This window comes from Streptomyces sp. NPDC006339, from assembly GCF_040612775.1.
In the GTDB taxonomy this organism is placed as follows: domain Bacteria; phylum Actinomycetota; class Actinomycetes; order Streptomycetales; family Streptomycetaceae; genus Streptomyces.
The window spans coordinates 1-25,478 of sequence record NZ_JBEXQW010000046.1; the positions used below are offsets into that span (position 1 = coordinate 1).

Annotated in this window: 24 protein-coding genes, 1 tRNA gene and 1 riboswitch; of the genes, 13 read left to right on the forward strand and 12 right to left on the reverse strand. The window is 72.1% G+C overall.

The window, feature by feature from the left end:
- Window positions 1-242: 242 nt before the first annotated feature.
- The gene (locus ABZ135_RS30060; protein ID WP_356700032.1) at window positions 243-2,204 is read left to right on the forward strand and encodes a tetratricopeptide repeat protein; all 1,962 of its coding nucleotides are present in this window, start codon (window positions 243-245) and stop codon (window positions 2,202-2,204) included.
- A gap of 116 nt (window positions 2,205-2,320) precedes the next feature.
- Window positions 2,321-2,394: transfer RNA gene (locus ABZ135_RS30065), tRNA-Met, on the forward strand.
- Window positions 2,395-2,553: 159 nt separating this feature from the next.
- Here ABZ135_RS30065 and ABZ135_RS30070 read toward each other — a convergent pair.
- Window positions 2,554-2,973: a Fur family transcriptional regulator gene (locus ABZ135_RS30070; protein WP_356700034.1), complete on the reverse strand. Its 420-nt coding sequence runs from the start codon at window positions 2,971-2,973 to the stop codon at window positions 2,554-2,556.
- Between the two features lie 123 nt (window positions 2,974-3,096).
- Here ABZ135_RS30070 and ABZ135_RS30075 point away from each other — a divergent pair, with 123 nt between their 5' ends.
- Window positions 3,097-4,578 (forward strand): catalase, encoded by a 1,482-nt coding sequence (locus tag ABZ135_RS30075; protein ID WP_356700036.1) that lies wholly within the window; start codon window positions 3,097-3,099, stop codon window positions 4,576-4,578.
- 78 nt (window positions 4,579-4,656) lie between these two features.
- Here ABZ135_RS30075 and ABZ135_RS30080 read toward each other — a convergent pair whose 3' ends face one another.
- Together ABZ135_RS30080 and hisN are read right to left on the reverse strand one after the other, a co-directional pair.
- A complete protein-coding gene (locus ABZ135_RS30080) occupies window positions 4,657-5,049 on the reverse strand; it encodes a CBS domain-containing protein (RefSeq protein ID WP_356700038.1) in 393 nt (130 codons plus the stop codon).
- 135 nt (window positions 5,050-5,184) lie between these two features.
- Window positions 5,185-5,997: a histidinol-phosphatase gene (gene hisN, locus ABZ135_RS30085; RefSeq protein ID WP_356700040.1), complete on the reverse strand. Its 813-nt coding sequence runs from the start codon at window positions 5,995-5,997 to the stop codon at window positions 5,185-5,187.
- A gap of 106 nt (window positions 5,998-6,103) precedes the next feature.
- Between hisN and ABZ135_RS30090 the strand changes: the two genes are divergently transcribed.
- On the forward strand, window positions 6,104-6,841 hold the full coding sequence (locus ABZ135_RS30090; RefSeq protein ID WP_356700042.1) for a TetR/AcrR family transcriptional regulator: 738 nt from the start codon (window positions 6,104-6,106) through the stop codon (window positions 6,839-6,841).
- Here ABZ135_RS30090 and ABZ135_RS30095 read toward each other — a convergent pair.
- The 4 genes from ABZ135_RS30095 to ABZ135_RS30110 all read right to left on the reverse strand — a co-directional run bounded on the left by ABZ135_RS30095 (window position 6,733) and on the right by ABZ135_RS30110 (window position 10,257).
- The gene (locus tag ABZ135_RS30095) at window positions 6,733-7,056 is read right to left on the reverse strand and encodes a multidrug efflux SMR transporter (RefSeq protein WP_356700044.1); all 324 of its coding nucleotides are present in this window, start codon (window positions 7,054-7,056) and stop codon (window positions 6,733-6,735) included. The genes ABZ135_RS30090 and ABZ135_RS30095 overlap by 109 nt on opposite strands.
- A gap of 142 nt (window positions 7,057-7,198) precedes the next feature.
- Window positions 7,199-8,209 carry a ribosome small subunit-dependent GTPase A gene (rsgA, locus tag ABZ135_RS30100; protein WP_356700046.1) on the reverse strand — a complete coding sequence of 337 codons (1,011 nt, stop codon included), beginning with the start codon at window positions 8,207-8,209 and terminating at the stop codon, window positions 7,199-7,201.
- 3 nt (window positions 8,210-8,212) lie between these two features.
- On the reverse strand, window positions 8,213-9,541 hold the full coding sequence (aroA, locus tag ABZ135_RS30105) for a 3-phosphoshikimate 1-carboxyvinyltransferase (RefSeq protein ID WP_356700048.1): 1,329 nt from the start codon (window positions 9,539-9,541) through the stop codon (window positions 8,213-8,215).
- Between the two features lie 20 nt (window positions 9,542-9,561).
- Window positions 9,562-10,257, reverse strand: a complete 696-nt coding sequence (locus tag ABZ135_RS30110) for a M50 family metallopeptidase (protein ID WP_356700050.1) — start codon at window positions 10,255-10,257, stop codon at window positions 9,562-9,564.
- 50 nt (window positions 10,258-10,307) lie between these two features.
- Between ABZ135_RS30110 and ABZ135_RS30115 the strand changes: the two genes are divergently transcribed.
- The 8 genes from ABZ135_RS30115 to def all read left to right on the forward strand — a co-directional run bounded on the left by ABZ135_RS30115 (window position 10,308) and on the right by def (window position 17,817).
- Complete coding sequence (locus tag ABZ135_RS30115; RefSeq protein WP_356700052.1) at window positions 10,308-11,123, forward strand: SOS response-associated peptidase; 816 nt, start codon at window positions 10,308-10,310, stop codon at window positions 11,121-11,123.
- 57 nt (window positions 11,124-11,180) lie between these two features.
- Entirely contained in the window at window positions 11,181-11,813 is a 633-nt protein-coding gene (locus tag ABZ135_RS30120) for an alpha/beta family hydrolase (RefSeq protein ID WP_356700053.1), read from the forward strand.
- A gap of 253 nt (window positions 11,814-12,066) precedes the next feature.
- Entirely contained in the window at window positions 12,067-12,723 is a 657-nt protein-coding gene (locus tag ABZ135_RS30125) for a sigma-70 family RNA polymerase sigma factor (protein WP_345485741.1), read from the forward strand.
- A complete protein-coding gene (gene rsrA, locus ABZ135_RS30130; RefSeq protein ID WP_356700054.1) occupies window positions 12,720-13,031 on the forward strand; it encodes a mycothiol system anti-sigma-R factor in 312 nt (103 codons plus the stop codon). Before ABZ135_RS30125 ends, rsrA begins: the two co-directional genes overlap by 4 nt.
- A 170-nt stretch (window positions 13,032-13,201) precedes the next feature.
- Window positions 13,202-14,815, forward strand: a complete 1,614-nt coding sequence (locus ABZ135_RS30135) for an HD domain-containing phosphohydrolase (RefSeq protein WP_356700056.1) — start codon at window positions 13,202-13,204, stop codon at window positions 14,813-14,815.
- Window positions 14,816-14,859: 44 nt separating this feature from the next.
- On the forward strand, window positions 14,860-16,059 hold the full coding sequence (locus ABZ135_RS30140) for an HD domain-containing protein (protein WP_356700128.1): 1,200 nt from the start codon (window positions 14,860-14,862) through the stop codon (window positions 16,057-16,059).
- A gap of 79 nt (window positions 16,060-16,138) precedes the next feature.
- Window positions 16,139-17,119 carry a hypothetical protein gene (locus ABZ135_RS30145; protein WP_345485738.1) on the forward strand — a complete coding sequence of 327 codons (981 nt, stop codon included), beginning with the start codon at window positions 16,139-16,141 and terminating at the stop codon, window positions 17,117-17,119.
- Window positions 17,120-17,187: 68 nt separating this feature from the next.
- The gene (gene def / locus ABZ135_RS30150) at window positions 17,188-17,817 is read left to right on the forward strand and encodes a peptide deformylase (RefSeq protein ID WP_345485737.1); all 630 of its coding nucleotides are present in this window, start codon (window positions 17,188-17,190) and stop codon (window positions 17,815-17,817) included.
- On the opposite strand, the gene ABZ135_RS30155 is transcribed toward def, so the two are convergent.
- From ABZ135_RS30155 to ABZ135_RS30175, 5 genes are all read right to left on the reverse strand, one after another.
- Complete coding sequence (locus tag ABZ135_RS30155; RefSeq protein ID WP_356700058.1) at window positions 17,793-18,164, reverse strand: DUF2809 domain-containing protein; 372 nt, start codon at window positions 18,162-18,164, stop codon at window positions 17,793-17,795. The genes def and ABZ135_RS30155 overlap by 25 nt on opposite strands.
- 47 nt (window positions 18,165-18,211) lie before the next feature.
- Window positions 18,212-19,231 carry a ribonucleotide-diphosphate reductase subunit beta gene (locus tag ABZ135_RS30160; RefSeq protein ID WP_356700060.1) on the reverse strand — a complete coding sequence of 340 codons (1,020 nt, stop codon included), beginning with the start codon at window positions 19,229-19,231 and terminating at the stop codon, window positions 18,212-18,214.
- Entirely contained in the window at window positions 19,222-21,591 is a 2,370-nt protein-coding gene (locus ABZ135_RS30165; protein WP_356700062.1) for a ribonucleoside-diphosphate reductase subunit alpha, read from the reverse strand. The genes ABZ135_RS30160 and ABZ135_RS30165 overlap by 10 nt, the downstream gene beginning before the upstream one ends.
- Before the next feature lie 130 nt (window positions 21,592-21,721).
- Window positions 21,722-21,858, reverse strand: a riboswitch (cobalamin riboswitch).
- Window positions 21,859-21,944: 86 nt separating this feature from the next.
- Window positions 21,945-23,567 (reverse strand): monocarboxylate uptake permease MctP, encoded by a 1,623-nt coding sequence (gene mctP, locus ABZ135_RS30170; RefSeq protein WP_356700064.1) that lies wholly within the window; start codon window positions 23,565-23,567, stop codon window positions 21,945-21,947.
- Window positions 23,564-23,779: a DUF3311 domain-containing protein gene (locus ABZ135_RS30175; protein WP_345485731.1), complete on the reverse strand. Its 216-nt coding sequence runs from the start codon at window positions 23,777-23,779 to the stop codon at window positions 23,564-23,566. Before ABZ135_RS30175 ends, mctP begins: the two co-directional genes overlap by 4 nt.
- Before the next feature lie 405 nt (window positions 23,780-24,184).
- Here ABZ135_RS30175 and ABZ135_RS30180 point away from each other — a divergent pair, with 405 nt between their 5' ends.
- Window positions 24,185-25,477 carry a hypothetical protein gene (locus tag ABZ135_RS30180; RefSeq protein WP_356700066.1) on the forward strand — a complete coding sequence of 431 codons (1,293 nt, stop codon included), beginning with the start codon at window positions 24,185-24,187 and terminating at the stop codon, window positions 25,475-25,477.
- The last annotated feature ends 1 nt before the right edge of the window (window position 25,478 follow it).

Sequence of the window (25,478 nt, forward strand, 5' to 3'; positions counted from 1 at the left end):
CTTTCCCTCCACGCCGCTCTTCCGATCTGGTCGCAGGTTCAAATCCTGTCCCCGCTACTGAAGACGAGGGCCCGGATCCATCAGGATCCGGGCCCTCGTCATGTCCTGAACGGCGGTTCGGAGGGGGCGAGTTGGCGTGAGACGTGTTTGACTTGTCACTCTGTGGGCATGTCGACAAAACGCTGAAGTGACCTCACTGGCTGCGGTATACCAGGTGTACGCGGGTTGCAGGTGGTGCGACGATGGTATTTATGGGGGACAGGGCAACTCTGTTGGAGACAGGGCGGTTTGTGCAGCGGTATGCCGGAAACGCCGCAGACGAGATCATCGAGGCCGCGGCAGCCGCCGTCGCCGCTGCCGTCGACGCCACCACCGCCGAGACCGAGACCGAAGCCGAGACCGAGGCCCGCCACCGGCGCGCCGCCGAGCAGGGCGACGCCGCCGCGATGAGCGCCCTCGGCGCCCTGCTGCTGCGCCGCGGCGACCTGGACGGCGCCGAGCCGTATCTCCGCGGCGCCACCGCCCAGGGCGACCGCGCCGCCGCCAACAACCTGGGTGTCCTGCTGCACCAGCGGGGCTACCCGGACGAGGCCGCCGGCTGGTGGCGCATCGCCGCCGTCGCCGGTTCCGCGCCGGCCGCGCACGCCCTCGGCCGCCACCACCGCGAGCGCGGCGACGAGCCCGCCGCCGAGTACTGGCTGCGCCAGTCCGCCGAGCAGGGCCACGCCCTCGGCGCGTACGCCCTCGCCGACCTCCTGGAGCACCGCAGCGACGTCGGCGCAGAGCGCTGGCTGCGCGCCGCCGCCGAGCAGGGCCACCGCGAGGCGGCCTACCGGCTCGCCCTCGCCCTGGAGCGGCGGGCGACGGCACCGACCCGCGGCCCGCACGCCTACGACACGGGCACGGGGCTGCGCACCGCGGCCGCGCCCGACGCCACCGCCGGCGCCCCGGGCGACACCGCCGGCCGCAAGAAGGCGCCGACGGCGCCCAAGGACTCCCTCGCGGAGGCCGAGCAGTGGTTCCGGCAGGCCGCCGCGCGCGGCCACCGCCGTGCCGCCCTGCACCTGGGCGCGATCCTGGAGAAGCGCGGCGAGCTCAAGGAGGCCGGCCGCTGGTACCTGACCTCCGCCAAGGACGGCGAGGCCAAGGCCGCCTGCGCGCTCGGCTTCCTGCTGCGCGACGCGGGCGACGAGGAGAGCGCCGCCGTGTGGTGGCTGCGGGCCGCCCAGGACGGCGACGGCAACGCCGCCAACGCGCTCGGCGCCCTGCACGCCGCCCGGGGCGAGCACCAGACCGCCGAGCGCTGGTACCGGGCCGCCATGGACGCGGGCGACGTGAACGGCGCCTACAACCTCGGGCTGCTGTGCGCCGCCCAGGAGCGGACCGCGCAGGCCGAGCAGTGGTACCGCCGCGCCGCCTACGCCGGGCACCGGGAGGCCGCGAACGCGCTGGCCGTCCTGCTGCTCCAGGCCGGCGACGCCAACGGTGCCGAGCCCTGGTTCTCCAAGGCCGCCGAGGCCGGCAGCGTCGACGCCGCCTTCAACCTCGGCATCCTGCACGCCGGCCGTGACGACGACCGCACCGCCCTCGTCTGGTACGAGCGGGCGGCCGCCGCCGGGCACACCGAGGCCGCCCTCCAGGTCGGCATCGCCTGCCTGCGCGACGGCGACGAGCAGGCCGCCGAGCGCTACCTGCGGTGCGCGGCGGGCGGCGGCAGCGCCGAGGCGGCCTTCCGGCTGGCCACGGTCCTCGACGCCCGGCGCCCGGCGCCCGGTCCTCCGGCCCTCGGCGCCTCGCGCGAGGAGAAGAGCGAGTGCGAGGAGTGGTACGAGCGCGCCGCCGAGCAGGGGCACCGCCGTGCCCAGGTCCGGGTCGGCATGCTCGCCGCCGCCCGAGGCGACGTGGCGCAGGCCGCCCGCTGGTACCGGGAGGCGGCCGAGGCCGGGTCCCGCAACGGGGCCTTCAACCTGGGGCTGCTGCTTGCCCGTGAGGGCGGCGAGCGGGAGGCGGCCCTGTGGTGGACGCGTGCCGCCCACGCCGGTCACGGCCGGGCCGCGCTCCGGCTCGCCCTGCTCGCCGCCCGCCGCGGTGAGCTGACCGAGGGACGCCGCTGGTGCGCCCGCGCGGTCGAGCTCGGCCCGGCCGAGGTCGCGGAGCGGGCGGCGCGGCTCAGCGAGGCGCTGCACCAGGAGCTCACGGCGTGACGGCGGCTCACGCGGCGCGCCGCACGCGACGCGGCCCGTGTCACGCGGGTCACACGGTTCGCTCGACCTATCGATTTGCTCTGGTCCGAACGGTCCCGTAAGGTTGGGTTCACCGACGCGGGGTGGAGCAGCTCGGTAGCTCGCTGGGCTCATAACCCAGAGGTCGCAGGTTCAAATCCTGTCCCCGCTACTCAGTAGCACGAAGGCCCGGATCCGTCTGACGGATCCGGGCCTTCGTCGATCGTCGTTCGTCGTTCGTCGGATCCCGCGAGGCCCACAGGCCACCACCGCACGCAGAAGGCCCCCGCCCTGAGGGGCGGGGGCCTTCTGTGCCGAACGGGGGACGCCGTCAGGCGGTCGTCGCGCAGTTCGGGCAGATTCCCCGGTAGGTGACCTCGACGTCCGAGATCGTGAAGCCGAAGCGCTCCGAGTCGGGAAGGTCGGCCAGCGGGTTGCCCGCCGGGTGGACGTCCCGGATCGCGCCGCAGCGGCCGCAGACCAGGTGCTGGTGCGGGCGGTGGGCGTTCGGGTCGTACCGCTTGGCGCGGCCGTCCGTCGCGACCTCCATCACCTCGCCGAGCGTGACCATCTCGCCCAGCGTGTTGTAGACGGTGGCGCGCGAGATCTCGGGCAGGCGCTCGACGGCGCGCGCGTGGACCTCGTCGGCGGTCAGATGCACATGATCCCCGTCGAGCACTTCGGCCACGACGCGTCGCTGCGCGGTCATCCGCCAGCCACGGCCGCGCAGTCGTTCCAACAGGTCACTCATGGGAGCCAGCCTAACAGCCGGGCCCAGAATCCCGAACCGGTGTGACTTTGGATGCTCACTTGACTTAGACATTGTCCAGCGTAGGATCGAGTACGGCAGGCAGGACAGGTCTGCGGCAGAACCATGCAGCAGGAGGCGCACGTGACGCAGGGACCGACGCGGGGACCGCTCACCACCGAGGCCGGCGCGCCGGTCGCGGACAACCAGAACAGCGAGACGGCGGGCGCCGGCGGGCCGGTCCTCGTGCAGGACCAGCTCCTCCTGGAGAAGCTGGCCCACTTCAACCGCGAGCGCATCCCGGAGCGCGTGGTGCACGCCCGCGGCGCCGGCGCCTACGGCACCTTCACGGTGACCGCCGACGTCACCCCGTACACCAGGGCCGCCTTCCTCTCCGAGGTCGGCAAGCGGACCGAGACCTTCCTGCGCTTCTCCACCGTCGCGGGCAGCCTGGGCGCGGCCGACGCCGTGCGCGACCCGCGCGGCTGGGCGCTGAAGTTCTACACCGAAGAGGGCAATTACGACCTCGTCGGCAACAACACGCCCGTGTTCTTCATCCGGGACGCCATCAAGTTCCCCGACTTCATCCACACCCAGAAGCGCGACCCGTACACCGGCTCGCAGGAGGCGGACAACGTCTGGGACTTCTGGGGGCTGAGCCCCGAGTCCACCCACCAGGTGACCTGGCTGTTCGGCGACCGCGGCATCCCCGCCTCGTACCGCCACATGAACGGCTACGGCTCGCACACCTACCAGTGGAACAACGAGGCCGGCGAGGTCTTCTGGGTCAAGTACCACTTCAAGACCGACCAGGGCATCAGGAACCTCACCCAGGCGGAGGCGAACCGACTGGCCGGCGAGGACCCCGACTCGCACCAGCGCGACCTGCGCGAGGCGATCGAGCGCGGTGCCTTCCCGTCCTGGACCGTGCAGGTGCAGATCATGCCGGCGGCCGACGCGGCGACGTACCGCTTCAACCCGTTCGACCTCACCAAGGTGTGGCCGCACGCGGACTACCCGCCGATCGAGATCGGCAAGCTGGAGCTCAACCGCAACCCGCGGAACGTCTTCGCCGAGGTCGAGCAGTCGATCTTCAGCCCGGCCCACTTCGTGCCCGGCATCGGCCCGTCCCCGGACAAGATGCTCCAGGGCCGCCTCTTCGCCTACGGCGACGCCCACCGCTACCGGGTCGGCATCAACGCCGACCACCTGCCGGTGAACCGCCCGCACGCCACCGAGGCCCGCACGAACTCCCGTGACGGCTTCCTCTACGACGGCCGGCACGGCGCCGCGAAGAACTACGAGCCCAACAGCTTCGGCGGCCCGCGGCAGACCGGCCGCCCGCTGTGGCAGCCCGTCCCGGTCACCGGCGTCACCGGTGACCACGCCGCCCCCGTGCACGCCGAGGACGACGACTTCCGGCAGGCGGGCGACCTCTACCGCCTGATGTCGGAGGACGAGAAGGGCCGGCTGATCGAGAACCTGGCCGGCTTCATCGCCAAGGTGTCGCGCGACGACATCGCCGAGCGCGCGATCGGCAACTTCCGCAACGCGGACGAAGACTTCGGCAAGCGGCTCGACGCCGCGGTCCAGGCCCTCCGTGGCTGACGGCCGCCTGCCGTAGGGAGAAGAGGGCCGGACTTCCCGTATCCGTACGGGAGTCCGGCCCTCTGCCGTCGACCGGCGTCAGGCGGCCGCGGCGCTGTGCACCGGGAGCCAGCAGCGGATGATGTCGCGCACGGACACGATGCCGACCGGCCCGTGGTCGTCGAGGACGACCAGGTGGCGGAAGCCGCCGCGGGTCATCGCCTCCGCGGCCTCCTCCAGGGTCCAGGTCGGGGCGGCGAAGACGACGTCCCGGGTGGTGTGGGCGTCGGCGGTCTCCAGGTCGGGATTCCGGTCCGATCCGAGCGCGTTGAGGACGTCGCGCTCGGTGAGGATGCCGAAGCCGCCGGCATCGCCGTCCTGGACGACGGCCGCGCCGACGCGGCGCGCCGACATCAGTCGCGCCGCCTGGCGGAGGGTGTGGGCAGGGCCGATGGTGAGGATGACGGTGCTCATGGCGTCGCGGACGAGCATGGAGGGAACCACCTCCGAATCGGTGACTTCGAGAACTCTTTCACAAGTTCACAAAGGGGGGATTCTCAGAGTGGCACCGGGGTGGAGGGTCGACAAGGGGGCGCGCGAAGCTTCCCCGGGAGCGCTGAGGGGCGGTCAGCCCTCCGTGGCGGCCTGCTGGTTGAGGTAGGCGAGCAGCTCGCCGTGGAGCAGGCCGTTCGACGCGGCCGCGTTCCCGCTGTGCGGCCCGTGCCGGCCGTCGAGCCCGGTGAAGGTGCCGCCGGCCTCCTGCACCACGATCGCCGTGGCCGCCATGTCCCACAGCGACAGCTCCGGCTCCGCGCAGATGTCCACCGAGCCCTCGGCGACCATCATGTACGGCCAGAAGTCGCCGTACGCCCGGGTCCGCCAGCACGCGCGCGTGAGGTCGAGGAAGCCGTCGAGCCGGCCGCGCTCCTCCCAGCCGCTCAGGCTCGAGTACGCGAACGAGGCGTCCTCCAGGCGGCCGACCTTCGACACCCCGATCCGGGTCGCCGACGCCAGGCTGCGGCCCGTGTACGCGCCGAGCCCCTTCGCCGCCCACCAGCGGCGGCCGAGCGCGGGCGCCGAGACCACGCCCACCACCGGCTGGAAACCGGTCTCGCCGGCCTCCATCAGCGCGATCAGGGTCGCCCACACGGGCACCCCGCGCACGTAGTTCTTGGTGCCGTCGATCGGGTCGATCACCCAGCGGCGCGGGCCCGTGCCCTCCACGCCGTACTCCTCGCCGAGGATCGCGTCCCGGGGCCTGGCACGCTGCAACTGGCCGCGGATCAGCTCCTCCGCAGCCTTGTCGGCCTCGCTCACCGGAGTCATGTCGGGCTTCGTCTCGACCTTCAGGTCCAGCGCCTGGAACCGGTCCATCGTGGCCGCGTCCGCGGCATCCGCGAGGACGTGGGCGAGACGCAGATCGTCGTGGTAATCGGCCATGGTCGAAACTCTATCCCCCGAAGACGCGTCGGCCCGCGCCGACCCTTGACAGTGCGTGGCCGTCCGTCAACGCTGTGCGCAGAACCGATCCGGCCGGGAGGCGACGATGCCGACTGTCCCGAGGACGCCGAGGACGCCGAAGGGGCCGGGCGCGCGCGAGGCCCTGCTCGACGCGGCCCTCGCGGCCCTCGCCACGCTGCCCTGGTCCGCCGTGCGGATGGTCGACGTGGCCACCGCCGCGCGGGTCTCCCGGCAGACCCTCTACAACGAGTTCGGCAGCAAGGAGGGGCTCGCCCGCGCCCTGGTGCGCCGCGAGGCCGACCTCTATCTGCGGGGCGTCGAGACCGCCCTCGCCGAACCCGCGCCGCCCGCCCGCCGCCTGGTCGCCGTCGCCGAGTGGACCGTCGCCGCGGCCGCCGCCCGGCCCGTGCTGCGCGCCCTGCTCACCGGCGCCTGGGGCGACCGGCTGCCCGCCCCGCGGCCCGCGCGCACCGGGAGCCGCACCGCCGCCGTCCCCGACCAGCGGCGCGCCGACGCCGGAGTGCCGTCACCGGCGGAGCTGCTGGTGCAGGCGCGGGACCGGGCGGCCGCGCTGCTCGCCGAGGACCCGCGGGCCGCCGCCCGCTCCTGCGAACTCGCGCTCCGTCTCGCCCTGTCGTACGTCGTGGCCTCGGCGCAGACGACGCCGCGGAACCCCGCACACGAGGATCGGCGCGGGCCGGGCCGGCGGCCGGATCAGTGCGCGGAGCCCGACAGTTGGAGGCCGATGACCCCCACGATCACCAGCGTGATCGAGACGATCTTGAGCGTGGACACCAGGTCGCCGAGGAACACCATCCCGTAGATCGCCGTCCCCGCCGCCCCGATGCCGGTCCACACCGCGTACGCGGGACCGACGTCGAGCTTGCGCAGGGCCAGCGTCAGCAGACCGAAGCTGCCGAGGGCGAAACACGCGAACGCGATCGTGGGCCACAGGCGGGTGAAACCGTGGGAGAGCTTCAGACAGACCGCGAAGCCGGTCTCGAGCAGTCCGGCGACCACCACCAGCAGCCACGCCATCGTCAGTGCCTCCCACGCCGTCGTGACTGCTTCGTGTCGCTTGGTGCGATTATGCACTTACCAGGCGTCGCGGCCCGCAAACGTGCGCGATCCGGGTGGCGCGTCCCCGCTCAGACCCCGGTCAGACCGTGGCAGTCCCCGGTCAGTCGCCCTCGCGGCGCTCGCGTGTCGCCAGCAGCCGGCGCAGGGAGTACAGCCGGGCGGGATCCGCGTGGCCCTCCGCGACCCAGGCGTCGAGAGCGCAGTCGGGCTCGTCGTGGCTGCACGCGCGCGGGCAGTTCTCCGTACCCGACTCCAGGTCCGGGAAGGCGTGGATGACCCGGGACGGGTCGACGTGGTGCAGGCCGAAGGAGCGCACGCCGGGGGTGTCGATCACCCAGCCGTCCGCCTTGTCCAGCGGCAGCGCGAGCGCCGAGGTCGTGGTGTGCCGGCCGCGGCCGGTCACCGCGTTCACAAGACCGGTGCTCCGCCGCCGCTCCTCCGGCACCAGCGCGTTCACCAGCGTCGTCTTGCCCACACCGGAGTGCCCCACGAACGCGGTCACCCGGTCGCCCAGGTGCTCCCGCACCCGGTCGGCCGCGCCGCCGTCGTACAGCTCCTCGCGGTTCACCACCACGTACGGGATGTCCAGCGCGCCGTACAGCTCCAGGATCTTCTCCGGCGGCGCCAGGTCCGACTTCGTCAGCACCAGGAAGGGCGTGAGCCCGCCGTCGAAGGCCGCGACCAGACAGCGGTCGATCAGGCGCGGACGCGGCTCGGGGTCGGCGAGCGCGGTGACGATCGCGAGCTGGTCGGCGTTGGCGACCACCACCCGCTCGTACGGGTCGTCGTCGTCGGCCGTGCGCCGCAGCACCGAACTGCGCTCGCCGATCCGCACGATCCGCGCCAGCGTGTCCTTCTCCCCGGACAGGTCGCCCACCAGGGAGACCCGGTCGCCGACCACGGCGGCCTTGCGGCCCAGCTCGCGCGCCTTCATCGCCATCACGACCCGGTCGTCCACCAGGCAGGTCAGCCGGCCGCGGTCCACGGTGAGGACCATGCCCTCGACGGCGTCCTCGTGCTTGGGACGGATGGTCGTACGGGGACGGTTGCCCTTGCGGTTGGGCCGCTGGCGGATGTCGTCCTCGTCGGTGTGCTTCCCGTAACGCCGCATGGCTCAGACTCCGAGCATTTCGGTCCACATCCTCGGGAAGTCCGGCAAGGTCTTCTCGGTCGTCTTCACGTTCTCGATCTCCACACCCTCGACAGCCAGGCCGATGATCGCGCCCGCGGTCGCCATCCGGTGGTCGTGGTACGTGTGGAAGACGCCGCCGCGCAGCGGGCGCGGGCGGATGTGGAGGCCGTCCTCGGTCTCCGTGACGTCCCCGCCGAGACCGTTGATCTCCTTGGTCAGGGCGGCGAGGCGGTCGGTCTCGTGAAGCCGCAGATGGGCGACGCCGCGCAGGGTGGAGGGGGAGTCGGCCAGGGCCGCCACGGCCGCGATGCCGGGGGTCAGCTCGCCGACCTCGCCGAGGTCCACGTCGATGCCGTGGATCCGGCCGGTGCCGGTGAAGGTCAGGCCCTGCTCGGTCAGCTCGCAGGAGCCACCCATCTCGGTGAAGATCTCCCGCAGCGCGTCACCGGGCTGGGTGGTCCTGGCCGGCCAGTCCGGCACGGTGACCCGGCCGCCGGTGACCAGCGCGGCCGCCAGGAACGGCTGCGCGTTCGACAGGTCGGGCTCCACGACCAGGTCGCGGCCGAGCAGCGCGGACGGCGCCACCCGCCACACGTCGGGCCGGCCGCCGTGCTCCGGCTCGTCCACCTGCGCGCCGACGGCCCGCAGCATGTCGACCGTCATCCGGATGTGCGGGAGCGAGGGCAGCCGGTCGCCGACGTGCCGCACCTCCACACCGTGGTTGAAACGGGCGCCCGACAGCAGCAGGGCGCTGACGAACTGGGACGACGAGGAGGCGTCGATCTCCACGACACCGCCCTCCACACCGCCGCCGCCGTGCACGGTCATCGGCAGCGCGCCGCGCCCGTCGTCGTCGATCCGGGCGCCCAGCGCGCGCAGCGCGTCGATCACGCCGTGCAGCGGGCGCTCGTGGGAGCGCGGGTCGCCGTCGAAGCGGACCGGGCCGTCGGCGAGGGCCGCGACCGGCGGCAGGAAGCGCATGACCGTACCGGCGTTGCCGACGTCGACGGTCGCCGGGCCGCGCAGCCCGGCCGGGATGACCCGCCACGCCTCACCGGTGCCGTCCGGTCCCACGCCCTCCTCGATCTTCACGCCGAGGGTGCGCAGCGCCTCAGCCATCAGCAGGGTGTCGCGCGAGCGCAGCGGCCGGCGCACCCAGCCCGGCTCGGCGGCCAGCGCCGCGAGCACCAGCGCGCGGTTGGTGACCGACTTGGATCCGGGCACGGTGACGGTCGCGTCGACGGCGCCGCCCGCGTACGGGGCGGGCCAGAGGCCGGTGAGCACATCGGGCTGAGCGGAGCTATCGGTCATGCCCTCACTTTACGGGGGTGTCACCACCGCACGAGCCAGCGGAAGCCGCCGATCAGGGCCGAGAGGGACACCGTGTGGAAGAAGAACAGCCACAGCGCCGCCGGCACATGGGTGAGCCGCGAGAGCTGGTCGGCGTCGGAGTCGCCGGCCCCGCCGTGGCGCCGCTTCGCCTGGAGCTCGAACACCGGCCGCACCCCGCCGAGCAGCAGGAACCAGACCACCGCGTACGCGAAGACGGACTGCACGTCCGGATCGGTCAGCCAGGACACCAGGAGGAACAGCGCGCCGGTGAGCAGGACCGTGAAGATCCCGTACGCGTTGCGGACCATCACCAGCATCGCCAGGAGCAGCGCCGTGGCCAGCCACAGCAGCAGCGTGACGTGGTGCGAGGCGAGCAGGGCGGCGCCGCCGAGGCCGAGCAGCGGGGCCGCGGTGTAGCCGGCCGCGGCCGTCAGGATCATGCCGATGCCGGTGGGGCGGCCCCGCGAGACGGTGAGGCCGCTGGTGTCGGAGTGCAGCCGGATCGACTGGAGCCGGCGGCCGGTCACGAGGGCGATCAGGCCGTGGCCGCCCTCGTGCGCGATGGTGATCGCGTTGCGGGACAGCCGCCAGAGCGGGCGGGGCAGGACCGCGGCGAGCGCGGCGACCGCCGTGGCGATCACGATCCACAGGTCGGGCGCGGGCTGGGTGCCGAGGACGTCGAGTGGGCGGCTCATGGTGCGGACGGGCTCCTCGGTAGCGGTCAGGACCTGGCAGTGTGGCACTCATGTGCGGACGGTATGCAGCGAGCCGGCGGCCCGAGGACCTCGTGGACGCCTTCGAGGTCGAGAAGTGGGAGCCCGAGGAGACCCTGGCCCCCGACTGGAACGTGGCACCCACCAAAGAGGTCCACGTGATCCTGGAGCGTCCTCTCAAAGACGCGGAATCACGGCGGCCGGTTCGCCAGATGCGCACGCTGAAGTGGGGACTCGTGCCGTCCTGGGCGAAGAGCCCGGAGGGCGCGGCCCGGATGATCAACGCGCGGGCGGAGACCGTCCACGAGAAGCCCTCCTTCAAGCGGGCCTTCGCGACCCGCCGCTGCATTCTGCCCGCCGACGGCTATTACGAGTGGGTGACCGGCAGCGACGAGCGGGAACTGGAGGTCGAGGGCAAGCGGAAGCGGCCCCGCAAGCAGCCGTACTTCGTGACCCCCGCCGACGGCTCCGTCTTCGCCATGGCCGGGCTCTACGAGTTCTGGCGGGACCGGACCCTGCCCGACGACCACCCGCAGGCATGGTGGGTGACGTGCTCGGTGGTGACCACGGAGGCCGAGACCGCCCCGCTGGGCGTCGCCCCCGCCGAGGGGCCGCGCTCGCTCGCGGACATCCACCCCCGGATGCCCCTGATGCTCACCCCGGACCGCTGGGACGCCTGGCTGGACCCGGCCCGCACCGACCCGGACGAGCTGCGCTCACTGCTCGCCCCGCCGCCGGGCGGCCTGATGCGGGCCTATCCGGTGGCGACGGCGGTCAGCAACGTACGGAACAACGGGCCCGAGCTCCTGAAGGAACTGGAGGGACCGGAGGAGGCGACGCTGTTCTGAGGGCCCTGCCGGGCGGGTTTCCCCGGCCCGTCCTCGGCTCCTTGGCAGGATGGGGACGTGACGAAGAGCGAGATCGTTCCGACCGACGTCGGGGACGCCCGGATCACCTGGCACGCCGCGAGGAAGCCGTGGACGGTGCTCGCCGTGAGCCACGGCGCCGGCGGCGGCATCGAGGCCCGTGATCTGCGGGCCCTGGCCGGCGCGCTGCCCGCCGAAGGGGTGAGCGTGGCCCTGGTCGAGCAGCCCTGGCGGGTCGCCGGCAAGAAGGTCGCCCCCGCGCCGAAGACCCTGGACACCGGCTGGCGCGGATTGTGGCCCGCGCTCGCGGCCCCGGGCCTGCCGGTGATCGCCGGCGGCCGCAGCGCCGGCGCCCGGGTCGCCTGCCGCACCGCCCGCGAGCTCGGCGCGAGCGCCGTGCTCGCGTTGAGCTTCCCGCTGCACCCGCCGGGCCGGCCGGAGAAGTCCCGGGCCGACGAGCTCCTCGGCGCGGGCGTCCCGACCCTCGTCGTGCAGGGCGGCAACGACCCCTTCGGCAGGCCCGACGAGTTCCCGGCCGGCCCCTACACGCTCGCCGAGGTCCCGTACGGCGACCACGGCTTCGCCGTGCCCAGGCGCGCCCCGCTCACCCAGGACGAGGCCGTGGAGACGATCGTGCGCGCGGTCACGGGGTGGCTCGCGGCCCTTCGCTGACCGGTCCGCCGCCCCGGGAATGCGGGGCGGCGGACCGCTGTTGTGACGGACATCGGTGCTTGAGAGCAAGGAAGAGGGAGTCCGTCGCATGGGATCGACCATCTGCCCGGAGCGCCCGCAGGCCGCTGACCTCGACTGGACGGTGCTGCCCGGGCCCAAGGCCACCCCTATTCGGGCGGCGGGCGGTGCGGTTCCTCGTCTATCCTCCGAAGCGAGCGGGTCCGCGTTCGGATTCGCCGCAGCGCTGGAGGAGGTGGGTCCGGTCACTGGGACCGACACAGGGACCGACGACGGCCCCGAGGAGACGACCGAGGAGCGCAACGCGCGCTTCGAGCGGGACGCCCTCGGCTACCTCGACCAGATGTACTCGGCCGCGCTGCGCATGACGCGCAACCCCGCGGACGCGGAGGACCTGGTGCAGGAGACCTACGCCAAGGCGTACGGCTCCTTCCACCAGTTCCGCGAGGGCACGAACCTCAAGGCGTGGCTGTACCGCATCCTCACGAACACCTTCATCAACTCGTACCGCAAGAAGCAGCGCGAGCCCCAGCGCTCCGCTGCCGAGGAGATCGAGGACTGGCAGCTCGCCCGCGCCGAGTCGCACATGTCGACCGGACTGCGCTCGGCCGAGTCCCAGGCCCTCGACCACCTGCCGGACTCGGACGTGAAGGAAGCGCTGCAGGCGATTCCCGAGGAGTTCCGCATCGCCGTCTATCTCGCGGACGTCGAGGGCTTTGCGTACAAGGAGATCGCGGACATCATGGGGACACCCATCGGTACGGTGATGTCCCGACTGCACCGGGGACGCCGCCAGTTGCGCGGCATGCTCGAGGACTACGCCCGTGAGCGCGGGCTGGTGCCGGCGGGCGCCGGAGAGTCGACGCACGATCTGAAAGGCTCGGGCTCATGAGCTGCGGAGACCCGCACGAGACGGACTGCTCTGAGGTCCTGGACCATCTCTACGAGTTCCTCGACCGAGAGATGCCCGACGGCGAATGCACCAAGTTCGAGGTGCACTTCGAGGAGTGCTCCCCGTGCCTGGAGAAGTACGGCCTCGAACAGGCCGTGAAGAAGCTCGTCAAGCGCTGCTGCGGCAGTGACGACGTCCCCGTCGACCTGCGCGCCAAGGTGATGGGCCGGATCGAGCTGATCCGCTCCGGACACACGGTGTCCGAGCAGGACGTCGCCGCCGCTCCCGCGACCCCGCAGGAGCAGTAGCCGGCACACGGCGCGCCACGCGAACCGGGAGCCGGGCGGGACACCCAGGAGGGTGGCCCGCCCGGCTCCGGCTTTCGCGCCGCCGGTCTGCCTATCGGCTTGTATCACCCGATGGTGCGAATCGGCCGCGCCCGGCCGTCCCGCCGCCCCCGGATCGCTAGCGTGGTCCCGTGATGGTGGTCCCGCGATCGGCACGCGTTCTGATCGGCTGTGCCCTGCTCGTCGCCGCCGCGAGCGTCCTGCCCGCCTTACGCCCCGGCGCGCACACCCCCTGGCACGCCGTCCTGCTGCTCGCCGCCGTCTACGCGGTCTGCGAACTGCCCGGCCGCTGGCCGCCGGCCGCCCGCGCCCTCGGCGGCGGCCCCGCCGAGGGCCCGGGCCCCGGCACGGGCTCCTTCTTCGCGGTCCTGCTCGCCGCCGCGCTGCTCCTGCCGCCCTCCGCCGCCGCGCTCACCGCCCTGCCCGGGGCCGTGCTCGCCCCCGTCGAGCAGCCGCCCGCCGCGCCGCGCCGCGCCTGGCGGGCCGCCCAGCTCGCCCTCGCCGTCTGGGCCGCCGCCCACGTCGGACAGGCCCTCCAGTGCCCCGGCGCCCTCGGCCGCGGACCCGACACCCCGGACTTCCCGTACGTGCTGCTGCCGACCGGCGCCACCGCCCTCACCTTCTGCCTCGTGCTCACCGTGCTTGAGGGCGGCATCCGCGCCACCGCCGAACGGCGCTCCCCGCGGACCGCGTGGCGCGGACTGCTCGGCCGCTCCCTCGCCCCGCACGCCGTGCACGGGCTCGCCGGTCTGATGACGGCCGTGCTGTGGCGCAGCACCCACGGACCGGTCGCCGCGCTCTTCGTCCTGCTGCCCATGTACATCTCCTGCTGGGGCTTCGCCCAGTACCACCGCGAACGCGCCGCCCACCAGGCCACCATCCGGGCCCTCGTCCAGGCCGTCGACATCAAGGACCGCTACACGCGCGGGCACAGCGAGCGCGTCGGCCGCGCCTCCGTCCTGATCGCCCGCGAGCTCGGCATGGACGAGCCCCGCCTGGAGGTCGTCCGCTTCGCCGGGATCCTCCACGACGTCGGCAAGCTGGGCGTGCCGACCCGGGTGCTCCGCAAGGACGGGCCGCTCACCCCCGAGGAGCGCCGGATCATCGAGCTCCACCCCGAGTACGGGCACGAGATGGTCCGCGGCATCGCCTTCCTCGGCGAGGCCCGCACCGCGATCCTCCACCACCACGAACGCATGGACGGCAGCGGCTACCCGTACGGCCTCAAGGGCCACCAGATCCCCGAGTACGCGCGCGTGGTCGCCGTCGCCGACGCCTTCGACGCCATGACCTCCACCCGCTCCTACAGCCGGGCCCGGCCCGTCGAGACCGCCCTCGCCGAACTGGAGCGGTGCGCCGGCAGCCAGTTCGACCCGCGGATGGTGGCCGCGCTCGGCCGGGCGCTGCACCGGCACGGCTGGCAGACCGAGGTCACCGCCGACGAGCCCGCCGTCCCGGCCCCGCGTACCCCGCCCGCCCGCCGGGAACCCGGTCACCCGCCCCGGCCCGAACCGGGGCCCCGGTCCCGAGCCCAGGACCGGGCTCAGGCCCCGAACCGGGCTCAGGCCCCGACCACGGCCCAAGGCCCGGCCCAGGCTCGGCCTGAGGCCCGGTCCCAAGCCCCAGTCCAAGCCCCGGCTCAGTCCCGCGCCCCGTCCGAGCCGCAAGCCCCACCACAACCCCACCCCCAGCCGCACCCCGTCGCGCCCCACCCCGTGGCGCCCCGGCCGCAGGAGCGCACGTGAGCGCCGGGCGCGCCGCCGTCCGCGCCGTCCACGCGACCGCCCTGCTGCTCACCCTCACCGCCCTCGCCACCACCCTCTGGCACGGCCTCGACGAACCCGGCAACGCCCTCGCCTTCGGTCTCCTCATCGCCCTCGGCGAGCTCACCCGCCGGGGCGCCCCGCCGGACGACCGGGAACCCGCCCCGCTCGCCACCGCCGGCTCCCTCGCCTACGCCCTCCTGGGCGAGAGCGGGGGAGAGGCCACCACCCACGGCGTCCTCCAGACCCTCGCCGTCGTCGTCGCGGCCCGCCTCGCCGGGACCGTGCCCCACGTGGCCCGCGGCCGCGGACCCGACCTCGACCACATGGCCCGGCGCATCCTCACCGTCGCCTTCGCCGCCCTCTGCTTCCAGCCCCTCTACAACGCCGGCACCCTCACCGCCCTCCTCCCGCAAGGCCCCTCCTACGCCCTCTTCCTGCTCGTCCTGCTGCTCCTCACCGCCCTGTGCGACGCCGTCCTCGCCGCCCTGCTGCACCACGCCCGCGACGGCCTCGCCTACGGCCCGCTGCTCCGCGACGAACTGCGCGCCCTGCTCGGCATCGGCTCCGCCGTCTGCGCCACCGGCACGGTCATGGCCCTCGGCGTGGCCGCCGCCGGGCTGTGGGCCCTGCCCGTCTTCGCCGTACCGCTGCTCCTGGCCCAGGTCTCCTTCCGGCGATACGCGGCCGTGCGGACGGTCAACCGGGAGACCATCGCCTCCCTCGCCCGGGCCACCGAGGTCGCCGGCTGCACCCCGCCGGGCCACGCCCGCAGGGTCGCCGCGCTCAGCCGGGCCGTGGGCCGCGAGCTCGGCCTGTCCGGGCACGCGCTCACCGTCCTCGAATACGCGGCGCTCATGCACGACATCGGACAGCTCTCGCTGGTCGACCCCGTCGCCGGCGGCGCCACCGCCCTGCTGCCCGCCGAGGAGCAGCGCAGGATCGCCCTGCTCGGCGGCGCCGTGGTCCGTCAGACGGGCGTCCCGGCGGCCGTCGCCGTCGTCGTGGAGCGGCAGGCCGACCCGTACCGCGAGCAGCCCCTGCCCGCCCGGATCGTCCGGGCCGTGAACGCCTACGACGACCTCGCCGCCGCCACCGCGGGCGGCGGTCTGGGCGCGCTCGAACGGCTCCGCCTCGGCACCGCGCGCGACTACCACCCCGACGTCGTGGAAACACTCGCCCGCGTTCTGGCCCGAGGCGGCGTCGCCCCTGCTCCTCCGGGGTAACCCATGGGTAATGAGCGCGTGTCCGACCGGGCATGGTTGGATGCGAACAAGAGGGTGAAGCGACCGGCAGGCGGGAATCGTGAGGATCTTCGGGAAGGTACGGCATCGGCCCTCCGCCTCGTGGCGGCAGGCCACCGACCGCGCGTTCACGCTGATCGGCGACGGCCGGTACGAGGACGCGGGTGCGCTGCTGACGCGCGCGGCGGACCTGGAGCCCTGGCTCTCGGAGTCCTGGTTCAACCTGGCCCTGCTGCACAAGTTCCGGCACGACTGGGAGCAGGCCAGGGCCGCCGGGCTGCGCGCCGTCGCCCTGCTCGACAAGGAGACCGGCGCCCCCGACTGGTGGAACGTCGGCATCGCCGCCACCGCGCTCCAGGACTGGCCGCTGGCCCGCCGCGCCTGGCAGGCGTACGGGCTCAAGGTCCCCGGGGCCGCCTCCGGCACCGGCGAGCCGGCCGGCATGGAGCTGGGCAGCGCGGCCGTGCGGCTCTCTCCGGAGGGCGAGGCCGAGGTCGTGTGGGGCCGCCGGCTCGACCCGGCCCGGATCGAGGTGCTGTCCATTCCGCTGCCGTCCTCGGGCCGCCGCTGGGGCGAGGTCGTCCTCCACGACGGCGTGCCCAACGGCGAGCGCACCACCAGCGCGGGCCCCTCCTATCCCGTCTTCGACGAGATCGAGCTGTGGGCGCCCTCGCCGGTGCCGACCTGGGTGGTCCTCCTGGAGGCCGCCACCGAGGCGGACCGGGACGCCCTGGAGCAGCTCGCCGCCGACGCCGGCTTCGCCGCCGAGGACTGGTCGTCCTCCGTACGGCTGCTGTGCCGGGCCTGCTCCGAGTCGACGATGCCCAGCGCCGAGGGCGAGGGCGAGCACCTGGACCCGCACGACCACAGTGAGCCGGGCCACCCCGGGCCGCTCGGCCACCGCTCGCCCGGCGAGCTGTGGGTGCCGGAGCGCGAGTGCGGCATCGCCGCGCCCGCGGGCCTGGTCCGCGGTCTGCTCGACGGCTGGGTCGCGGACAGCCCGGACAGCCGTGAGTGGCGTGATCTCGAAGAGGTCTGCTGAGCCGGGTGGGTTCGGGCCCGTAGGCTGTCCTCCGACGGAATCGGGTTTTCAGGAAGGCCAAGCCGGACATGGCGCAGCAGGAGACGGACGAGCAGATCAACGACGGCTTCGTCGTGGACACGGAGGACTGCGAGGCGCGTGAGCTCGCCCACCGCGAGCGGGGCACGTCGCGTCCGATCACGGTGGTCGGCAACCCCGTGCTCCACCGGGAGTGCAAGGACGTCACCGAGTTCGACGAGAAGCTCGCCCAGCTCATCGACGACATGTTCGCCAGCCAGCGCACCGCCGAGGGCGTCGGCCTCGCCGCGAACCAGATCGGTGTGGACCTGAAGGTCTTCGTCTACGACTGCATGGACGACGAGGGCGTCCGGCACGTCGGCCACGTCGTCAACCCGGTCCTCCAGGACCTGCCGGCCGACCGCCGGCACCTCGACGACTCCAACGAGGGCTGCCTGTCGGTGCCGACCGCGTACGCCTCGCTGGCCCGCCCGGACTACGCCGAGGTGCACGGCAAGGACATGCACGGCAACGACATCAAGGTCCGCGGCACCGGCTACTTCGCCCGCTGCCTCCAGCACGAGACGGACCACCTGTACGGCTTCCTCTACATCGACAAGCTGTCCAAGCGCGACCGCAAGGACGCCCTCCGCCAGATGTCCGAGGGCACCCCGCGCTACCCGGTCGTCCCGAACGACTGATCGCGCGACCGCCGGGCGAGGCGGCGCGACGCGGCGTACACCGCCCAGCCGACCGCCGCCCCGACCGCGTACCAGAAGAGGTCCGGGGCGTTGAACGACGTCCCGAGGACGAGGGGCGCGATCCTGCTGTGCGCGGCCAGCGCGGCCGGCACACCCGTGAGCTGGAACAGCTCGACCGCCCAGGACAGTCCGAGGGCGACCCCGGCCGCCGCCACCGGCCGCAGCCGCGGCGCGACCAGCACCACCAGGGCGACGACCAGCACGGTGTAGAGCGCGTCCCCGGCGTACGCGGCGGCGCCGCCCGCCGCCGCGGACCTGGCACCCAGGCCCGCGGCGACGGTCAGCACGGCGGCGGCACCGGCCGCGAGCCGGGTGGGCAGCGCCCCCGAGCCGCTCAGAAGTCCTCGTCGAGGTCGACCGAACCCTCCACCGCCACCTGGTAGGCGGACGGCCGGCGCTCGAAGAAGTTGGTCAGCTCCTGGACGCCCTGGAGCTCCATGAAGCCGAACGGGTTCTCCGAGCCGTACACCGGGGCGAAGCCCAGGCGGGTCAGGCGCTGGTCGGCGACGCACTGGAGGTACTCGCGCATGGACTCGGTGTTCATGCCCGGCAGGCCGTCGCCGCACAGGTCGCGGCCGAACTGGAGCTCCGCCTCGACGGCCTCCTTCAGCATGTCGGTGACCTGCTGCCGCAGCTCGTCGTCGAAGAGCTCCGGCTCCTCCTTGCGGACGGTGTCCACGACCTCGAAGGCGAAGTTCATGTGCATCGTCTCGTCGCGGAACACCCAGTTGGTGCCGGTGGCCAGACCGTGCAGCAGACCGCGGGAGCGGAACCAGTACACGTAGGCGAAGGCGCCGTAGAAGAACAGGCCCTCGATGCAGGCGGCGAAGCAGATCAGGTTGAGCAGGAAGCGCCGGCGGTCGGCCTGGGTCTCCAGGCGGTCGATCTTCTCGACCGAGTCCATCCACTTGAAGCAGAACTGCGCCTTCTCGCGGATGGAGGGGATGTTCTCGACGGCGGCGAACGCGGCGGCGCGGTCGTCCGGGTCGGGGAGGTAGGTGTCGAGCAGCGTCAGATAGAACTGGACGTGCACGGCCTCCTCGAAGAGCTGGCGCGAGAGGTAGAGGCGCGCCTCCGGGGAGTTGATGTGCTTGTAGAGCGTCAGCACCAGGTTGTTCGCCACGATCGAGTCGCCGGTCGCGAAGAACGCGACAAGGCGGCCGATCATGTGCTGCTCGCCCGGCGTCAGCTTGGCGAGATCGGCGACGTCCGAGTGGAGGTCGACCTCCTCCACGGTCCAGGTGTTCTTGATCGCGTCGCGGTAGCGCTCGTAGAAGTCCGGGTAGCGCATCGGACGCAGGGTCAGCTCGAAGCCCGGGTCGAGCAGGTTCTTCTCCACGGTCATTACTGGCATGCCTCGCAGGACTCGGGGTTCTCAAGGGAGCAGGCGAGGGCGTCGGCGTCCGGCGTCGCCTGCTGGAGGGGGACGGTGGCGGCCTGGGCGGCGCGGGCGATCCGGGTCGCCGGGCGCGAGCGCAGGTAGTAGGTGGTCTTCAGGCCCTGCTTCCAGGCGTACGCGTACATCGACGACAGCTTGCCGATGGTCGGCGTCTCCAGGAACAGGTTCAGGGACTGCGACTGGTCGAGGAACGGGGTGCGGGCCGCCGCCATGTCGATCAGGCCGCGCTGCGGGATCTCCCAGGCCGTGCGGTACAGCTCGCGGACCTCCGCCGGCACCCAGCCGAAGCCCTGCACCGAGCCGTTGGCCTCGCGCAGCGCCTCGCGGGTCTGCGCGTCCCACACGCCGAGCCGCTTCAGCTCGTCGACCAGGTAGGAGTTGACCTGGAGGAACTCGCCGGACAGCGTCTCGCGCTTGAACAGGTTGGAGACCTGCGGCTCGATGCACTCGTAGACACCCGCGATCGAGGCGATCGTCGCGGTCGGGGCGATGGCGAGCAGCAGGCTGTTGCGCATGCCGACGGCGGCGATCCGCTCGCGCAGCGCGGCCCATCGCTCCGGCCAGTTCAGCTCGACGTCGTAGTGGTCGGGGTGCAGCACGCCGCGGGCGGTGCGGGTCTGCTCCCAGGCGGGCAGCGGGCCGTTGCGCTCGGCGAGGTCGGCGGACGCCTCGTACGCGGCCAGCATGATCCGCTCGGCGATCCTGGTGGACAGCGCGCGGGCCGGGGCCGAGTCGAAGGGCAGCTTCAGCTTGAAGAAGACGTCCTGGAGGCCCATCGCGCCCAGGCCCACCGGGCGCCAGCGGGCGTTGGAGCGGCCGGCCTGCTCGGTCGGGTAGAAGTTGATGTCGACGACCCGGTCGAGGAAGGTGACGGCCGTACGGACGGTCTCGTCGAGCCGCTCCCAGTCGAGGTCGCCGGTGGCGGTGTCGACGAAGGCGCCCAGGTTGACCGAGCCGAGGTTGCACACGGCCGTCTCGCCGTCGTTCGTGACCTCGATGATCTCGGTGCAGAGGTTCGAGGAGTGCACGACGGTGCCGGGCTCGGCGGTCTGGTTCGCGGTCCGGTTGGAGGCGTCCTTGAAGGTCATCCAGCCGTTGCCGGTCTGCGCGAGGGTGCGCATCATCCGGCCGTACAGGTCGCGGGCCGGCATGGTCTTGCGGGCCAGGCCCGCCGCCTCGGCCTTGCGGTAGGCGGTGTCGAACTCCTCGCCGTACAGGTCGACCAGCTCGGGCACGTCGGCCGGGGAGAACAGCGACCACTCGGCGTCCGCGTTGACCCGGCGCATGAACTCGTCCGGGATCCAGTGCGCCAGGTTGAGGTTGTGGGTGCGGCGGGCGTCCTCGCCGGTGTTGTCGCGGAGCTCCAGGAACTCCTCGATGTCCGCGTGCCAGGTCTCCAGGTAGACCGCGGCGGCGCCCTTGCGGCGGCCGCCCTGGTTCACGGCGGCGACGGAGGCGTCCAGCGTCTTCAGGAAGGGGACGATGCCGTTGGAGTGGCCGTTGGTGCCGCGGATCAGCGAACCGCGGGCCCGGATGCGGGAGTAGGAGAGCCCGATGCCGCCGGCGTGCTTCGACAGGCGCGCCACCTGGTGGTAGCGGTCGTAGATGGAGTCCAGCTCGTCCAGCGGGGAGTCCAGCAGATAGCAGGAGGACATCTGCGGGTGGCGGGTGCCGGAGTTGAAGAGGGTGGGCGAGGAGGGCAGGTAGTCGAGCCGGCTCATCAGCCCGTAGAGCGCCGCCACTTCGTCCAGGGCCCGCACGCTGTCGTCCTCGGCGAGGCCGCAGGCGACGCGGAGCATGAAGTGCTGCGGGGTCTCGATCACCTTGCGGGTGAGGGGGTGGCGCAGCAGGTAGCGGGAGTAGAGGGTGCGCAGGCCGAAGTAGCCGAAGCGGTCGTCGGCGGCCGGGTCGATCGTGCCGTCGAGCCGGGCGGCGTGCAGGGTGACGAAGCCGGCGGTGCGGTCGGCGATCAGGCCCTCGCGGTGGCCGACGGCGACGGAGGCGGAGAAGGACACCGCGCCCTGGCCGGCGGCCTCTTCGGCGATGGTGAGGGTGAGCAGCCGGGCGGCCAGCCGGGAGTACGCGGGGTCCTCCGCGATCAGTCCGGCGGCGGCCTCGGTGGCCAGCTCGCGCAGCTCCGCCTCGTCCGAGCCGGCGTGCCGGCCGCGCAGGGCGGCGGCGGCGACCCGGCCGGGGTCGGTGTCCGGGAGGTCGGCGGTGAGATCGGTCAGGGTGCGCAGCAGCGCGGTCCCGGGGCCGTCGTTCGCCGTCTCGGACGGGGTGGCTGAGGCCGGATCGGCGGGCGCGATGGTCACGTGGGGGCTCTCCCTCGCTCGGCTCGGGGCCAGGACGGGGGGAGGGCGGAAGGCGGGCGGCCGTGGGCACGGCGGCACGCGTCCACCGGCCCACTCCGCGAGGCCCGGACGTCTGTGGCACCCGGACGGAAGGACCGGGCGCACTGTCGGCAGGTATTCGGACTCGCCTCGTACGGAAGCGCACGAAGTACACCGTTGCGGGACAGTTCCGGATTTCCACCGGATTCCCCTGCGGCGACAGCGAGCACGAGCATACATGTGGGGGGCGCCGCTCGTGGCACCCCCCACATGTTGTGTCGTACGACCCAACTGTTGTGACGACTTGTGTCGTACGGCCCGGCCGTGCGCTCCGGTCAGTGTCCGGCGCCCACCTTCGGCAGCTCGGTCACGACGCCCTTGTCGCCCGCGTCGGCGGTGTAGTCCCCGGGCTCCGTCTCGTCGACGCCCTCGGGGGCCTTGACGGCCTTGAGGACGACGGTGAGGACGACGGTGACGAGGAGGTTGAGGACGAAGGCGGTGAGGCCGATGTAGCCGATCTCGCCGATGCCCGGGATCGCGGCGGAGGAGCCGCCGAAGTGCTTCTGGGTCGGGCTGGCGACTCCGTACGCCGCCACCGTGCCGTAGATCATGCCGGCGGCCCAGCCCGCCACCAGCGCCCAGCGGTGGAACCAGCGGGTGAACAGGCCGAGCACGAGTGCGGGCATGGTCTGGAGCATCCAGATCCCGCCGAGGAGCTGGAAGTTGATCGCGACGGACTTGTCCATGGTGAGGATGAAGACCAGGGCGCCGACCTTCACCAGGAGCGAGGCGATCTTGGAGACCTTGTGCTCCTGCTCGGGGGTGGCGTCCGGCTTGAGGAAGTCCTTGTAGACGTTGCGCGTGAACAGGTTCGCCGCGCCGATGGACATGATGGCGGCCGGGACCAGGGCGCCGATGCCGATGGCGGCGAAGGCCAGGCCGGCGAACCAGCCGGGGAACATGTCCTCGAAGAGCTGGGGGATCGCGAGCTGGGGGTTGGTCACGCTGACGCCGGCGGCGATCGCCATGAAGCCGAGCAGGGCGAGGAAGCCGAGGAGCACCGAGTACAGCGGCAGGATGGTGGCGTTGCGGCGGATCACCTCGCGCCCGCGCGAAGAGAGGGTGGCCGTGATGGAGTGCGGATACATGAACAGCGCGAGCGCCGAGCCCAGCGCCAGGGTGGCGTAGGCCCACTGGCTCTGCGGTGCGGTCACCAACTGGCCGCGGGGCTTGCCGGTCGCGGGGTTGGGCTGGCTGAAGGCGGCCTCCGCCTTGTCGAAGATCTCGGCGAAGCCGCCGAGCTTGATGGGGATGTAGATGACCGCGACCACGATGACGACGTAGATGAGCACGTCCTTCACGAAGGCGATCAGTGCCGGCGCGCGAAGCCCGGACGAGTAGGTGTAGGCGGCCAGCACGCCGAAGGCGATCAGCAGGGGCAGGTCCTTGACGAACCAGTGGGTGTGCGCGTCGCCGCCGACGCCCATGACGTCCAGGACCGCCTGGATGCCCACCAACTGGAGGGCGACGTACGGCATCGTGGCGAGGATGCCGGTGAGCGCGACGGCCAGCGAGAGGCCCTTGGAGCCGAAGCGCCCGCGCACGAAGTCGGACGCGGTCACATAGCCCTTGCGGTGGGAGACGGACCACAGGCGCGGCAGGAAGACGAAGGCCACCGGGAAGGCGAGGATCGAGTACGGGATGGCGAAGAAGCCGGCCGCCCCGGCCGCGTAGATGGCCGCCGGAATGGCGACGAAGGTGTACGCGGTGTAGAGGTCGCCGCCGAGCAGGAACCAGGTGATCCAGGTGCCGAAGCTCCGCCCGCCCAGGCCCCACTCGTCGAGGTTGTTCGCGTTCTCCACGCGGCGCCAGCGGGCCGCCAGGAAACCCATGACCGTTACGAGAGCGAAGAGCAATCCGAAAACGGCGAGGGCGACTCCGTTGATGCCTTGGTTCATCGCGGCGTTCCTTCGCTGTCGGTCCGCCGGTCACGGCGCAGCAGGACGAGGGCGAGTGCGGTGAGCCCGGCGGCGACCGGAATCCAGAGCATCTGATACCAGTAGAAGAACGGGATGCCGAGCAGGGTCGGCGTGATGCGCGCGTACGAACTCACCCAGAGGATCCCGGCGAACGGGGCGGCCAGGCAGAAGATGGCCAAGAGACGTCTCACCGTGAACGTGGGTGCCGGATTTCCGTTTTCGGGCGGAGCGGACATTTCCGCGGCTCCAATTCTCTCTGTGATGTGCGTACAGGTGGACGAAATTTGGCAGGTTACCGGTGCGTAGCGCAAGCGCTCACACCGAATGATCACTTTGTCCGCCCGCACTGCCTGCGACTTCGGCCCTTTACGTAGGGGGCGAGGTTTGTCAAGAGGGTTTTCCGTGAGGGTCGTTCGCATGCCGGGAAGGGGGTTGACTGGCCGAGAGCGGGATCGTTAGCTTCCATCGGCGGCGAGAACTTCGCCGGACAAAAAGTGAGATCTGTATGGCGGAAAACCTTCGGTGCCGGGCCGGTTCCGAAGGCTCAGCTCAGTGGATGGAAACGCAGCGCGACCTCACGAAGGGGAACCTCGTTCATGGCTCTGCAGATGCCCGCCGACCACCAGCCGCGATACTCCGACTTCAACCTCACGGGACTTTCCGACGAAACCATGCGAGAGGGCGGCGAAAGGGCTCTCTTCGGTGCTGACGACGACCTCAAGTTACAGTTGATCGAGGCGCTGGCGAACGCGGGAATCCGCGATATCGACCTGGGCTCCGGACTCACCGAGCCGGCCTTTCTGCGACGCGTTCTCGATTCGAAGTACCTCCTCGGGCGCATACCGGAGGACACCCAGTTCGTCTTCAATCTGACCCTCAAGACCTGGGAGCCGCTCTCCGAGGCGCTCAAGGTCGTGCCGCGTGAATACCTCTCGCGCATCCAGGTCTCACTCGGAATGGTCGAGTACAAGCAGGAGGAGCGACTCCTCGAGCGTGCTCACGAGAAGCTGACCAGCATCGGCGTCGGCTCTTTCCGGTCCAGCATTCTCAACGCCTTCTCGCACGAGATCGACGAAGAGCGCTATGCGTTCATCAACGAGCAGATCGAGCGGGTGCGCCGGCTCGGCATCAACCTGGTGCGCGTCAACGACTCCATCGGCACGCTGCTGCCGCACGCCACCGGAATCCTCGCGGCCAACCTGGTCCGCGACAACCCGGACGTGACCTTCTACCTCCACGCCCACGACGACATCGGCCTCGGCCTCGCCAATTCCCTCGCCTCCGTCTTCAACGGCTTCAGCATGGTCGAGGGCGGCGTCGCGGGCTTCGGCAACCGGGCCGGCCTCGCCAACGTCGAGGTGATGAGCCACATCTTCGCCGACCGCCGGATCACCGTCGGCGGCCGCACCCTCGACAGCAAGAAGCTCTCCGAGGTCGCGCACCTGGCGGAGCGGGTCTTCATGGCCCTGCCCAACGTCTACCGTCCGATCAGCGGTCTCCTCACCCAGACCGAGAACGCCGGCATCGTCAACGTGCCCGACTATCTCGGCGTGACCCGCGAGGTCGAGTACTTCCTCAACCCGATCGGCCTCTTCCCGGTGACCGTCGGACAGATCCTCGGGAACGCCGGAATGCCCGAGGAGATCGTCACGGACGAGAAATTCCTCGCCGCGGTCTGCGACCGGATCAAGGGCTACATGGAGAAGGACCTCTACGAGCGCAAGCGCGCCCAGTTCGAGGAACTCGTCCGCCAGGTCCACGAGTTCTACGCGGACTTCGTCCGGCTCGACGACGTCCAGACCACCGCCCTCGAGGTCCTCCAGGAGCAGGGCTCCGCCACCGACGTGGCGACGGCCCGCGCCAAGGCCGTGGTCAGGTCCGAGGGCTGAT